Origin of the sequence: Legionella londiniensis, from assembly GCF_001467825.1 — a bacterium.
GTDB lineage: Bacteria > Pseudomonadota > Gammaproteobacteria > Legionellales > Legionellaceae > Legionella_A > Legionella_A londiniensis.
Genome location: NZ_LNYK01000019.1, coordinates 1 through 13,837, shown reverse-complemented (window position 1 = coordinate 13,837; position 13,837 = coordinate 1). Strand labels below are relative to the sequence as shown.

The window sequence follows — 13,837 nt, the reverse complement described above, 5'->3', positions numbered from 1 at the left end:
AGGATCGTTAACTGATGTTGAATATGGCTTTTGTTTTTCCCGGACAGGGTTCGCAATCTGTTGGAATGCTTAAAACGCTTGCCAGCCAGTATTCCATAGTGACTGAGCTGTTTGGCGAGGTCTCGGAACGAATAGGATATGACGTCTGGAAGATGGTACAGGAAGATCCAGACGGGAAGCTCAACCAAACAGAATACACCCAGGTTGCGATGCTTGCCGCTGATGTTGCGGTTTATAAAACGCTGCAGAGCCAAAAGGCCATCCGGCCTGCGATGATGGCCGGCCATAGCCTTGGCGAATACGCGGCTTTGGTTTGTGCTGAAGCCATAAGCTTATCTGACGCTGCTTTTCTGGTATCCAAGCGGGGGCAGTTAATGCAGGAAACTATCCCTCTTGGTGAGGGCGCAATGGCAGCGATCATCGGCTTGCCCGATGATACGGTTGACATGCTATGTCAGGAAGCAAGCAGTCACAATCAAATTGTAATCCCGGCTAACTATAATGCGATTGGGCAAGTAGTGATTGCAGGACACACGCCTGCGGTTACCGAGGCCATAGCGCTTGCGGAAAAGCAAGGGGCGCGTATGGCTAAAATTATTCCGGTGAGCGTTCCATGCCACTGTCCATTGCTCACGCGTGCGGCTGAGCTTTTTGCTGAATTTTTAGAACAGGCAGAATTCAAACCGCCTGTGGTTCCTGTGATCAGCAATGTTGACGTGAGCCTGTATCAAGCGGCAGATCAGATAAAAAAACTTCTGAAGGAACAATTATATCGGCCGGTGCGCTGGGTTGAAACCATTCAACTGATGAAGCAGCAGGGCGTTGAAACCATCTTTGAGTGTGGTCCCGGGAATGTGTTAAGCGGGCTTATCAGGCGTATTGATAAAACTTTGACTCCTGTTAGTGTCCATGATCCTCTTTCTCTGGAGACAGCATTAACCAAATTAGAAACTGTAAGTTAGGGGATGAGTGAATGAGTTTAAAGGATAAGAAAGTATTGGTTACTGGCGCCAGCCGCGGCATAGGCAAGGCGATTGCGTTAACTCTGGCAAAGGGCGGCGCTTTTGTAGTCGGTACTGCAACATCCGAGAAGGGTGCAGATGCCATTCAGGAGTATCTGCAACAGGAGAATTTATCAGGCGCAGGCATGGTGCTTGATGTGACTCAAAAAGAAAGTGTTGAAAATCTAATGACCAGATTGGCTGATGAAGAAAAACAGCCTGAAATTCTCGTAAATAACGCAGGCATCACCTGTGATAATTTATTGCTGCGCATGGATGATGAAGAGTGGTATCGGGTTATTGAAACTAATTTAAACGCTGTATACCGGCTGACTAAAGCCTGTCTTAAATCCATGTTTCGTGCCCGCTGGGGCAGGATCATCAGCATTGGTTCGGTAGTAGGAGCCAGCGGTAATTCGGGGCAAACTAACTACACGGCTGCCAAAGCCGGGCTAATTGGATTTTCCAAGTCGCTTGCCCAGGAAATAGGAAGCAGGGGAATTACCGTGAATGTGGTAGCGCCTGGTTTTATTGATACGGATATGACAGCAGCCTTGCCGGATATGGTTAAGGAAGAAATGCTGAAGCGGATTCCCTTACGTCGTTTTGGTGCAGTTGAAGATATTGCCGAAGCGGTTGCATTTCTGGCTTCCGACAGCGCAAGGTATATCACAGGGGAAACCATCCACGTCAATGGCGGCATGTATATGAATTGATTTAAAAACCGGATGGATTGACCTGTTACCCTGGGTTGGCTAAAATTTAACCATAAAATTATTGGATTTTAAACTTGCGTTATCTGAAGAATCGAATAAACTAGCCAACATTATTTTTTTATAATTGAAAGAGGAAATACAAGTTATGAGTACTGTAGAAGAGAGAGTTCGCAAAATTGTCGTTGAACAATTGGGAGTAAAAGAAGAAGAATTAAAAAACGATGCTTCCTTTGTAGACGATTTGGGTGCAGATTCCCTGGACACAGTTGAACTGGTTATGGCTCTTGAGGAAGAGTTTGAGACCGAGATTCCTGATGAGAAAGCTGAAAAAATCACAACGATTCAAGAAGCCATTGATTATATTGAGGCCAATCTAAATAAAGAAGAAGCCTAATCCTGATTTTGAGGAGTTATTCATTGAATAAGCGGCGTGTTGTAGTCACCGGTATAGGTATGTTGACCCCCGTGGGTTTAAATGTTGAGGAAACCTGGCGTAATATTTTGGCAGGTGTAAGTGGCGTTGGCCTGGTAGACGAGTTTGATACCAGCGACTATACAACCAAAATATGGGCTAAAGTCAAAAACTTTAACGTTGAAGAGCATATGCCGCTTAGAGAAGCGCGTAAAATGGATTTATTTACGCAATACGGAATGGTGGCTGCTGATGAGGCAATTAAAGATGCCAATCTAACGATTGACGATGAGTTATCCTATCGTGCTGGTGTGGCTGTCGGAGCAGGCATTGGCGGTATTCAAACCATCACCAATAACCAGGAAAAATTAATGCAGGGCGGACCAAGAAAGGTTTCTCCCTTTTTTATTCCAGCGGGCATCATTAATATGGTCGCAGGCCAAATTTCCATTAAGCATCATTTAAAAGGGCCCAATATCTCAGTCGTTACCGCCTGCACAACAGGTACTCACAATATTGGGCTTGCCGGGCGGATGATTGCATATGGCGATGCAGATGTCATGATTTGCGGCGGAGCGGAAATGACCACAACGCCGCTTTGTCTTGCTGGTTTTTCTGCTGTTCGTTCTTTATCCAAGCGCAATGATGAACCAGAAAAAGCTTCCCGTCCCTGGGACAAAGATCGTGACGGGTTTGTCATGGGAGAGGGTGCAGGCATTCTTGTTCTTGAGGAATATGAGCGTGCCAAGGCTCGCGGTGCCAAAATTTATGCGGAATTATGCGGATTTGGTATGTCTGCGGATGCTTTTCACATCACTGCTCCCGATGAAGACGCAGACGGTGCGGCGCGCGCTATGGCAATTGCTGTTGCAGATGCCGGTGTTTCACCTGTTGTGGTGGACTATATTAACGCGCACGGTACTTCTACCTATTTAAATGATTTGAATGAAACACTGGCTATCAAGCGCGTGTTTAAAGAGCATGCCTATGATCTTGCAGTGAGTTCTACCAAATCTATGACCGGTCACTTGCTGGGAGCTGCTGGGGCTGTTGAGGCGATTTTCAGTGTATTGGCTATTCGTGACCAAATTGCGCCTCCAACAATTAATCTTGACAATCCTGATGAGGGATGCGATCTGAATTATGTGGCTCATAAGCCTCAGGAAAGAACCATCGAGTATGCCCTGAGCAACTCTCTGGGCTTTGGCGGCACAAATGGCAGTCTGTTATTCAAACGCATCAGCTGATTGATTGCAGGTTAGTTGCTGGCAGCTGCAAATTATGATTTTTGCCCTTATCTGCAGCATGGAGAAATCATGAAGCGTTGCTGGCTGAAGTATTTTATTATTTCCAGCGTCACCTTGCTTATCATTCTCATGGCGTTGGGAATACATGCAATCGCCTGGCTTTATCAGCCTATGTTAGCTGAAAGAGCCGCCCCAATTGTGTTTTCGGTTGATAAAAACACTTCCGCTGCCTCTTTTGTTCACCGCTTAAAAAACCATGGCTTGATCCAATCTGAATTTCTGTATCTGTCGCTGATTCGTCTCCAGGGCCTCTCCCAGAGCCTCAAGGCAGGTATCTATCAAATTATGCCCAAAGAATCAGCCATGCAATTTTTGGCGCGGGTAGCTGCCGGCGATGTATTGATAGAAAGCTTTACCATCATTGAAGGAACAACCCAATTCCAGGTAGAAAAAAATCTTAAGGCCGCGGAATATCTGACGTATGCAGAACAGGACTGGGACATTATTGCCAAAGATTATCCAAGTTCTGAGGGATTGTTGCTCGCGGATACCTATCACTATCAGGCAGGAAGTCAAAGCATTGATTTGATTTTGCAGGCTCATGCAAACCTTAAGCGATTTCTAAATGACGCCTGGGAAAATCGAAGCCCAGGATTGCCATACAAGTCGCCCTATGAATTGCTGATTACGGCTTCCATCTTGGAAAAGGAAACCGCTTTGCCTCATGAAAAAAAATTAATTGCAGGAGTGATTGTGAATCGCCTGCGCAAAAATATGCCGCTGCAAATGGACCCTACTGTCATCTACGCAATGGGGTCGAATTTTCATGGCAAACTGACGCGCGAGCATTTGCAGGTGGATTCTCCCTATAATACTTACCGCAATCGAGGATTGCCTCCTGCACCGATTGCCATGGTGGGTAAAGAAGCCATTTTTGCCGCAGCGCATCCAGATACAACCAATTATTTATACTTTGTGGCCAAAGGCGATGGCAGCCACCATTTTTCCGCAACCTATGACGAGCAAAAAAAAGCAATAGCGCGATACAGGAAAAATTATGACATTAACTTCTAAGGGACATTTTATTGTGGTCGAAGGACTCGAGGGAGCCGGGAAATCGACAGCCTTGAATACGATTAAGGGATTTTTAGCAAGCCGTACCGCTGAATGTATCACCGTACGCGAGCCCGGAGGCACTCCTACTGGCGAATTATTACGGCATATCATTACTAATGCTCATGCTGAAGAGATGCTGGATGCCCGTGCCGAGCTTTTGTTGCTTTATGCATCGCGTGTGCAGCTGCTTGAACAAGTCATTCTTCCCGCACTTGCCTGCGGTTCTTGGGTGTTAGCCGATCGGTTTGAATTGTCTACTTTTGCTTATCAGGGTGGAGGCAGGAAGCTTGATCATGAGTTTATTGAGTGTTTGTCAACCCATTGTCTCAAAGGTTTCAGGCCAAACTTGACTTTGTTTCTTGATATTTCACCGGAAAAAGGCTTGCGGCGGGCGAAAAAGCGGGGTCGTATTGACCGGATTGAGCGGGAATCCCTGGCTTTTTTTAACGACGTTTATAAGAGTTACCATGATCATATCCGAACGATGGAACATGTGGTCGTGATTGACGCCAGCAAGCCTTTGGCGCAAGTGCAAAGCGATATTCAAATCGCACTGGAAGACTATATGAAACATCATGCAGCCAATGCATCCTATTGAGCCGTTGGGCATGCACGCAAAGTTTTGGAGCCTGATAGAGCCTTTGCTGCAAAAAAAACAATTTCCTGAGGCAGTTTTGTTTGCCGGCTCAAAACTGGCGAATATTCCCCAGTTTGCTTACCGGCTTATTGCCAAATTGCTTTGCCATGATTTCCGTGCTTGTGGTGCGTGCAATTCCTGCCGGGCAATTATAGAGGGTTCGCATCCAGACGTTCATGTTATCAAGCTGGATGAGCACGATAAAAACATTAAAATCGACCAGATTCGGGCTTTGCAACAGGAAATTTATCAAACGCCGAAGTGGGGGACGTTCTCATTTATAGTCATGGAAGCGGCTGATAAAATGAATGTTTTTGCTGCTAATGCCTTATTAAAAATACTGGAAGAGCCTCCCGCTCATGCGCGCTTTATTTTAATTGCTGAACAAGTAAACCTGCTTTTACCTACCATCATCAGCCGTTGTCATAAATATCTGTTTCCAATTGAAACCTGCCTAAACAGTGCCATTTTTGATAACTGTCTTCAGTTGGGTAAACTCTATCCAGAAGCCAGCAAAGAATCAGTTATCTTTAAAGAACTTTCTTCTTTCCTGAATGATCTTGAGGATTTAATGGAGGAAAGAATTTCTCCCTGCAAATTCGCTGAATCCTGGTTAAAATACAGTATGGAGGCAGTGCTATGGATGTTATATTTAATTTCTGCACAATTGCTCTACCATCAATTGGTCGGCGCTCAGGATTCTGAGGCCATGCCGTGGCTTGGGCAATTACAACGTTTATCAATTTTGATAAAGCCGATTGACTTGTTTGCTCAAATTGATCACATTAATGCGCTTGTTCGAAAAATAAACCATAATGTAAATATTAATCAAACATTAGCATTAGAAACGTTATTGCTGGGTTATTTGAGAAAGCTGCATGAATGAACAACTCCCTGTATTGGTGTGCTCATATTCCGATGAAGAATCGCTCTATCGGGCATATATGTCATTTGTTGCCAATGGAGGGCTCTTTGTACGTACAAAACAGGATTATCCCCTGGGCGCTCAAGTTAAGTTGTCTGTGAGGCTGTTTAATGAGCCGGACATTCATATGGTTGCGGGAAAGGTGGTTTGGGTTACGCCTAAAGGCGCGCAGGGTAATAAGCCGTCAGGAGTTGGCGTGCAGTTTGTAGACGATGATGGACGCTATCTTGGCAATAAAATAGAATCATATCTTGCAGGTTCTTTAAAGTCCACCAAGTTTACAGATACATTATAAAAAAACCTGGATTATGTCATATGAGTTTTTAACATGCAGCAAGCCAATCAAACCGCCGCTCTAATAGATTCCCACTGTCACTTGCATAGCCTTGAGCTGGCTGACTTTAACCATGATATGGATGAGGTGATCAAAAAAGCCCACGACAATGGGGTGCAGGGATTTTTATGTGTTTGCATTGAATTGGATGAATTGCCAATGCTTCATCAATTGGCAAACCGCTATTCCAATCTTTATATTTCAGCCGGCATCCATCCCAATATAGAATCACAAGAGGAGCCTTCAGCTGAAAAACTTGCCGCCCTTGCCAGTCATCCAGCCTGTATTGCCATCGGCGAGACTGGGCTTGACTATTACCGTACAGAAGGTGAATCAGCAAAGGAGCTACAGCGGCTGCGGTTTCGCAATCACATCAGGGCATCCATTATTTCAAAAAAACCTCTGATCATCCATACCCGTACCGCAAGTGATGACACACTTCGCTTAATGAAAGAAGAAAACGCATCGATAATTGGCGGGGTCATGCATTGCTTTGCTGAGGACTGGGAGTTTGCCAAACGTGCTTTGGATTTGGGTTTTTATATTTCTTTTTCAGGAATTGTGACTTTTAGAAACGCTGAAAAATTGCAGGAAGTTGCTAAAAAGGTGCCAATTGATCGTATTTTAGTCGAAACAGATGCGCCTTATTTAGCCCCCGTCCCTTACCGAGGCAAGCAAAATCACCCTGCATTAGTGAAGTATGTGGCCCAAAAGTTGAGTGAATTGCGCGCAACATCTTATGACAGGCTGGCTGAGATGACTACAGAAAATTTTTTCCGTTGCTTTAGGCTGAAATAAGCGCTTCGGAGCCTCGATTAGACAATCATCTAATTGGGAGAGAAGGGTCACTGTAGCAAGCCTTTCATAAAGGCCTGCAAAAACCTGCGCTTTATTCAGCGGCTTTAGGCGGTTCAACAAAAAGGGCGATGGTTGCTTTGAACTTGAGCCTTAAGGTAGTTTAGCATTTCCTGGTTGCCGTGAAACTCGGACCAATAAGCAGGAGTTTTGCCAAAATGATCTTGAACATCAGGATCGGATTCCCCTTCTTCAATAAGGAGCTTAACCATTTCGAAATCATTGCGCGACGCAGCGATGATTAAAGCAGTCGCCCCTGTTTCATTTCGTGCATCCACATCGGCGCCATTCTTGATTGCTTTTCTTACGGCTTCAATTTGACCCAGTGCGGCATAAACAGTAATCGCCGGAGATTGAGCCGTCTCCTCTATTGCTTCCCTGGTTTGTTTGCCCTTTTCGTTATTGTCTTTGCTACCCAGTGATTTTAGCCAACTGAACATTTTGTTAACCTCATTTAATTTTCTATGAATAATCTGTAAAGTATAACATAATCAAAATAATTTCAAAATGACAAATTTTAAGCCAATTACAAACAGGTTCTTTGCAGCGACAAGTCAAAGGATCAGGTTTTATTTTTTTAAGGTCATAGATTTTTTATCGTCCAAATTATCCTCTGAATCTCTTTTTATTGCGTATATTTCTTTTTTATAGTCAATCTTTTCATCAGATTGATCTTTAGTTGCGCGATGACTGTCCTTACGATGTTCTTCGTCTTGGTTGAGCGGCAATTTGCTTGATTGCTCCTTGCTTTGTTTGTCAACGATTGGGGAAACTTTTTTAGCCTCAGCATTAGCTTGTTGTTTCGGGTTTTGGAGCAACGCTCTCACAGTACATCCAAATAAGGCTTGAGACAACTCATTTCCCCGCGCGGTTTGAGGGATTACCCGGGCAACATCCTCAATAAGTTCAGGGTGCTTATTCAAAACATGATTGTAAAATTCAGCCATTGCTTTATATTCATATTCAGAATTAGAAAGAGCATGAAAAGCACTTCTAATCTCTCCATCTTCTGGAATCGACCCTGACAACATGCTGGAAAGCGAAAATCCAGTCAATAGCCGCAGGGTATTATTAATTGATTTATATGTATTGCCTTCTGAAGCAGAAGAAGCATGCTCAGAAAAAATGTTTGTGTGTTTTTTTATAAGATAGGCGTAAGTCATAAAGTCGATTTTGGCATCACCGACTTTCACAGGCTCAATTTGTTTTAATTTTTTCAGTTCTTCGTCCTTGTATGAAGTATCCCATGAGCGGTTGACTGCGGTAGCAATGGCTTTAGTCAATCGGTATTCTTCTTTTTTTTCCAAATTTGCCGGGTAGTAGACTTTGCTTCGATTGGACAGGCTTCCAGTTATTGTTAGGCCGCATTCCTGAAGAGAAGTATTAAATAATTGACCATAAATCCGATTGGCTTTTTCTTGCTTATGCTCTGGATTTTCACCATGCTTTTTGCAAAAATCCGGATAGTTTTTTGATAAGGCTGTTGCCAGAGGGCTGTCAGGATAGGTATATACTATTTTATTATGGGCTGAAATAAATTGATCGCTGTATACACAGGCGTTCAGGCGATCATATTGCTTGTTATCCTCTTGTCCAAATGTGAGATCATACAAATCCCTGAATGACGCTATTTTGGTATTCGTATCAATCTGTAAGTGCTTGTTTTTTTTGTTTGTAACAATAGCGTGGGTCTTCATCAGATCCGGGTTGCTTCCTCCAGACTTTAATTTATCGAGGTATTTTTTTTCATCTTCGCTTACATCTTTTAAAGAATAAAAATCTACGACTTCAAGATTATCAATCGCAAATTCTTTATTCACTCTTTCCATGAACTGAGTTTTAACTTTTAAATAATCTTCATTATCATAACTATTGTCTTTTCTTTCCCAATTGGGTATCAGATTAACATACAGCACAAACTTCGGCGGAGTTTCATTACGCTTCCTGGCTTCTTCGGTTAATCCTTTCATAATGGCAATGATATTGTCTCGTTCGCCAAACATGCCTGGATGGTAGCCGCTTTGAGTTTCTTTACTGAATAATGTGAAAGTGACTACTTTTTCAGCGGAAGGCATAGGATGATCCAAAAAAAAGTATTATGTATTAGTATAGAACAAAATGGTCAATTAATTATGAATAGATTGATTTGAATAGATTGAAATTAGTTCAAAATCACTGGATTCTGGATAAACCGCAGAACGTAGAAGTCAAGGGTTTTTTCATGCGTAGGTTCTGGGGTGAGTGCTTTGAAAAATTGAATTTATGCGCGAAATTTGAAATGATCCTTCAAGCTTATTCAATGGGAATGCCATGATGAATCTTTATATCGGCCTCATGTCCGGCACCAGCATGGACGGTATAGACGCCGCCTTGGTCAATATTGACAATAACCAGTTAATTTTGGGCATGACGCATGCCTACTCTGAAAATGTGTTGCAATTTCTCCATGAATTGTCTGATCAAAAAAATCCCTCTCTTTCTGCATTGTATGAATTGAATGCGATGATAGGCAGAGAATTTGCGGCGGCTGCCAACCAGCTCAGAGTATCAGCCGATGTTGATAAAAATCAGATTATTGCCATTGGCAGCCACGGTCAGACAGTACGGCACGAGCCGAAATCAAACTTTGCCTATACTGTTCAACTTGGTTGCGGGCACACCATTGCCGAATTAACCGGTTTAACCGTGGTTGCTGATTTCAGAACCCGTGATTTAATTAACGGCGGACAAGGTGCGCCCCTTGCCCCCATTTATCATCAGGAACTGTTTAAAACGTTCAACCATCCTTTGGCTGTGGTCAATATTGGCGGCATTGCCAACGTTTCTTTTATCAATGATCAAGGTTTTGCAACCTCTGGCTACGACACAGGCCCCGGGAACTGTCTGATGGACAAATGGGTCAAGAAACACTTGGGAAATGATTACGATAAGAATGGTGAATGGGCGAAAACGGGCAGCAGTATATCGAGGTTGCTTGAAGCGATGTTAGGTGATCCTTATTTTGAGCGCAAACCTCCCAAAAGTTTGGGTAAAGAATATTTTTCAGATCTGTGGCTTGAAACATATCTCACAGAACCGCATAAGCATGAGGATGTGCAAGCAACACTGCTTGCCTTGACCGCAAAAACCATCAGCGATGAAATAAGAAGGCATCCGCTTAATCCGCAAACGGTTATTCTTTGTGGCGGCGGGGCGCACAACCAGGCATTGCGGGAGGAACTTTGCAATTTATTGCCGAAACGGCAAATTGCAACGACTGATGTCATTGGAGTCAATCCCGATCATGTGGAAGCAATGATGATGGCCTGGCTTGCCCATAAAACGATAACCCGCACGCCGCTTGACCTGTCGCAAATCACAGGGGCTGCAAAATCTGCAATATTAGGCGTTATCTATCCGCCGGGCATTGACAAAATAAATTCGCTTGCGGTGTAATGTGTTTTTATTTAACTAACTATGATATTAACTTGAGCACTTATCATCTATACGAAGAAAAACACAGCAAGTTTCAGGCTTATTGCATTTTTTTTCTGGCTGCTTCCTTCTACCTTTATGAGTTTGTACTTCAGGTCGCGCCAAGCGTCATGGCCGATCCGATGATGAAAACGTTTCAAATCAGCGCTGAAGGGTTTGGGGTTATCTCAGCTTTTTATTTTTACGCTTACGCGCCAATGCAACTTCCGGCTGGACTGCTCTTTGACCGCTATGGGCCGCGCAAGTTGATGACACTGGCTTTAATGCTTTGTGCTTTTGGTTCCTTTTTTTTCGCATCTACTGACAGTGTGATTACAGCTTCCGTGGGCCGCTTTCTGATTGGAATTGGTTCTGCATTTTCTTTTATCGGCGTATTGGTGCTTATTTCGCGATGGTTTCCGCCGCAGCACTTCGCAATTCTTGCAGGCGTCGCTCAACTCATGAGTTCTGTGGGGGCAATGTTTGGGGAAATGCCGCTCGCCGCCCTGATAGGGCTAGTTGGCTGGAGGCAGGCCAGTTTTATTCTTGCTGTCATTGGCGTATTGCTGGCATTGTTACTTTGGTCGTTTATCCGCGATTTTCCCAACCGACAGACACAGGCCTTGCCTTCGCGGCGATTACGGGATGAATGGCAGCGTTTGCTGATGGTTTGCAGCAAGCAATATACCTGGATAACAGGCCTTTACGCATTTTCAATATGGACGCCTATTGCGGTATTTGCCGCATTATGGGGGGTGCCTTATCTCGAAGAAAAATATCAAGTCAGTGTTGTCGTTGCATCCGGGCTGTGCTCAATGATTTGGTTGGGTATTGGCATTGGTAGCCCGCTGCTCGGCTGGGTGAGCGATCGGTTTGAAAGCAGGCGCCTTGCCTTGGGCATCAGTTCGTTTTTGGGATTAAGTGCGACTTTGATATTGCTTTACGTTCCTGGCGTTTCCATTTCCTCAATGTATTTTGTTTTGTTTGTACTTGGGCTTGGGGCTGGCGGCCAGACAGTGAGTTTTGCGGTGGTCAAGGATAATAATCCCCCGCATCTTGTGGGAACAGCTTCTGGATTTAATAACTTGTCAGTGCTAATAGGCGGGGCAATTTTCCAGCCGCTGGTTGGTGTTATTCTACACCGCAGTACGGAATGGCATATGGCAGGAGACATTCCGGTATATTCGATTGCCAGTTATCAAAAAGCATTGCTGGTGATGCCGAGTTGCTATTGTTTAAGTTTAATTTTAGTGTTGTTTTTCATGAAGGAATCACACCCTGCAAAATATCCTCATCATCGCGAAGCCATCCTGAAATAGCTTTTTGTCTATGCCTAAAATAATGCCATAATTAATCAAAATATGTTTTTGCCCTGCATATAATGGTATTTGCCCGCAAATTCTAGTAAATTAACCGCTTTTATATTGATTGTTTTGATGAGAGGATTATCCAGGCCATGCTGAATACGTTGATTAAAAAAATGTTTGGTAGCCGCAATGAGCGTACCTTGCGGCGCATGGAAAAAACTGTGCTGGCGATTAACACACTGGAAGCAGAAATGCATGCGCTAACTGATGAGCAACTGGCCGCCAAGACCTCTGAATTCAAATCTCGTATCGAAAATGGCGAAACCCTGGATGAGTTGCTTGCCGAGGCTTTCGCGGTGGTGCGTGAGGTATCGGTTAGAACTTTGGGACTGCGTCACTTTGATGTGCAATTGATAGGGGGCATGGTATTACACGAAGGCAATATCGCAGAAATGCGCACCGGCGAAGGTAAAACCCTGGTAGCTACTTTGCCTGCTTATTTAAATGCGTTAAGCGGCCGTGGCGTGCATGTGGTAACGGTCAATGATTATCTGGCCAAGCGCGACAGCCAGTGGATGAAACCCATTTTTGAGTTTTTGAATCTGAGTGTTGGCGTTATCTACCCGGATATGCCCCATGAGGAAAAACAAAAGGCATATCGCTGTGACATTCTGTATGGCACCAATAATGAATTCGGATTCGACTATCTTCGCGATAACATGGCTTTCAGCCTGGAAGACAAGGTTCAGCGCGAATTGAACTTTGCCATTGTTGACGAGGTGGATTCAATTCTAATCGATGAAGCGCGTACGCCATTAATTATTTCAGGAGCCGCAGAGGACAGCTCGGAGCTGTATATTAAAGTTAACCAGTTAATCCCTCATTTGCGAAAGCAGGAAAGTGAAGGAGATGGGGGCGACTATACTATTGATGAAAAGCAAAAACAGGCCCATTTGACAGAGGCAGGCCATCAACACATTGAAGAATTGTTGAACGAGGCTGGATTATTAAAATCCGGCGAGAGCCTGTATCATGCCAGCAATATCATCCTCATGCATCATGTCAATGCCGCATTAAAAGCCCATGCCATGTTTCACCGGGATGTGGATTATATTGTTCAAAATAACCAGGTTGTGATTGTGGACGAGCATACCGGGCGAACCATGCCCGGCAGACGTTGGTCCGAGGGGCTGCATCAGGCGGTAGAAGCAAAGGAGGGTGTGGCGATTCATCATGAAAACCAGACTCTTGCATCCATCACCTTTCAGAATTTTTTCCGTTTATATTCCAAGCTTTCCGGCATGACGGGGACTGCAGATACGGAAGCATATGAATTTCAGCAAATCTATAATCTTGAGGTGGTGGTTATTCCCACCAATAAACCCATGCAAAGGATTGATGAGCCGGATTTGGTTTATTTATCCCAGGACGACAAGTACCAGGCGGTTATTGAAGACGTGCGTGCTTGCGTGGAGCGCAAGCAGCCGGTACTGGTCGGTACGGCTTCTATCGAAGCTTCGGAATTATTAAGTCGCTTATTGAAAAAAAGCGGAATCAAACATCAGGTACTAAACGCCAAGTTCCACGAGAAAGAGGCCCAGATCATAGCCGAGGCGGGACGTCCGGGAGCTGTGACCATAGCCACTAATATGGCGGGTCGGGGCACAGATATTGTGCTTGGCGGAAATCTTGCCGCAGAACTTGCCGAATTGCCCAAAGAGGCTGGTGAAAAAGAGCGGCAGGCAATAAGAGAAGACTGGCAAAAACGTCATGATGCTGTTGTTGCGGCGGGAGGATTGCGGATTATCGGCTCGGAGCGGCATGAATCCCGCCG

14 protein-coding genes are annotated in these 13,837 nt (G+C 44.4%); 12 read left to right on the top strand and 2 right to left on the bottom strand.

From position 1 onward, the window contains the following. Positions 1-14: 14 nt before the first annotated feature. The 9 genes from fabD (at position 15) to Llon_RS07800 (ending at position 7,186) form a co-directional block, all read left to right on the top strand. The gene (gene fabD, locus Llon_RS07840; RefSeq protein WP_058529523.1) at positions 15-962 is read left to right on the top strand and encodes an ACP S-malonyltransferase; all 948 of its coding nucleotides are present in this window, start codon (positions 15-17) and stop codon (positions 960-962) included. Between the two features lie 11 nt (positions 963-973). Then, positions 974-1,717 (top strand): 3-oxoacyl-ACP reductase FabG, encoded by a 744-nt coding sequence (gene fabG / locus Llon_RS07835; RefSeq protein ID WP_058529522.1) that lies wholly within the window; start codon positions 974-976, stop codon positions 1,715-1,717. A 145-nt stretch (positions 1,718-1,862) separates the two neighbouring features. Continuing rightward, positions 1,863-2,111, top strand: coding sequence for an acyl carrier protein (gene acpP, locus Llon_RS07830; RefSeq protein ID WP_058502356.1), 249 nt, complete (start codon positions 1,863-1,865; stop codon positions 2,109-2,111). 23 nt (positions 2,112-2,134) lie between these two features. Further along, the gene (gene fabF, locus Llon_RS07825) at positions 2,135-3,376 is read left to right on the top strand and encodes a beta-ketoacyl-ACP synthase II (RefSeq protein WP_058529521.1); all 1,242 of its coding nucleotides are present in this window, start codon (positions 2,135-2,137) and stop codon (positions 3,374-3,376) included. A 69-nt stretch (positions 3,377-3,445) separates the two neighbouring features. Next, the gene (gene mltG / locus Llon_RS07820) at positions 3,446-4,450 is read left to right on the top strand and encodes an endolytic transglycosylase MltG (RefSeq protein ID WP_058529625.1); all 1,005 of its coding nucleotides are present in this window, start codon (positions 3,446-3,448) and stop codon (positions 4,448-4,450) included. After that, complete coding sequence (gene tmk / locus Llon_RS07815; protein WP_202813349.1) at positions 4,431-5,090, top strand: dTMP kinase; 660 nt, start codon at positions 4,431-4,433, stop codon at positions 5,088-5,090. Before mltG ends, tmk begins: the two co-directional genes overlap by 20 nt. Beyond that, the gene (locus Llon_RS07810) at positions 5,068-6,015 is read left to right on the top strand and encodes a hypothetical protein (RefSeq protein ID WP_083503295.1); all 948 of its coding nucleotides are present in this window, start codon (positions 5,068-5,070) and stop codon (positions 6,013-6,015) included. Before tmk ends, Llon_RS07810 begins: the two co-directional genes overlap by 23 nt. Then, on the top strand, positions 6,008-6,349 hold the full coding sequence (locus Llon_RS07805; RefSeq protein WP_058529518.1) for a PilZ domain-containing protein: 342 nt from the start codon (positions 6,008-6,010) through the stop codon (positions 6,347-6,349). The genes Llon_RS07810 and Llon_RS07805 overlap by 8 nt, the downstream gene beginning before the upstream one ends. A gap of 33 nt (positions 6,350-6,382) precedes the next feature. Further along, positions 6,383-7,186 (top strand): TatD family hydrolase, encoded by an 804-nt coding sequence (locus tag Llon_RS07800; protein WP_058529517.1) that lies wholly within the window; start codon positions 6,383-6,385, stop codon positions 7,184-7,186. A 113-nt stretch (positions 7,187-7,299) separates the two neighbouring features. Here the strand turns inward: Llon_RS07800 and Llon_RS07795 are convergent, their stop codons facing one another. Then, the gene (locus Llon_RS07795) at positions 7,300-7,683 is read right to left on the bottom strand and encodes an ankyrin repeat domain-containing protein (protein ID WP_058529516.1); all 384 of its coding nucleotides are present in this window, start codon (positions 7,681-7,683) and stop codon (positions 7,300-7,302) included. 129 nt (positions 7,684-7,812) lie between these two features. Further along, entirely contained in the window at positions 7,813-9,318 is a 1,506-nt protein-coding gene (locus Llon_RS07790) for a hypothetical protein (protein ID WP_058529515.1), read from the bottom strand. 238 nt (positions 9,319-9,556) lie between these two features. Here Llon_RS07790 and Llon_RS07785 point away from each other — a divergent pair, with 238 nt between their 5' ends. The 3 genes from Llon_RS07785 to secA all read left to right on the top strand — a co-directional run. Then, complete coding sequence (locus Llon_RS07785) at positions 9,557-10,678, top strand: anhydro-N-acetylmuramic acid kinase (RefSeq protein WP_058529624.1); 1,122 nt, start codon at positions 9,557-9,559, stop codon at positions 10,676-10,678. Positions 10,679-10,710: 32 nt separating this feature from the next. Beyond that, on the top strand, positions 10,711-12,015 hold the full coding sequence (locus Llon_RS07780) for an MFS transporter (protein ID WP_058529623.1): 1,305 nt from the start codon (positions 10,711-10,713) through the stop codon (positions 12,013-12,015). 137 nt (positions 12,016-12,152) lie between these two features. Continuing rightward, the coding region (gene secA, locus Llon_RS07775) for a preprotein translocase subunit SecA (RefSeq protein ID WP_065238303.1) at positions 12,153-13,837 on the top strand (1,685 nt) is incomplete at its 3' end.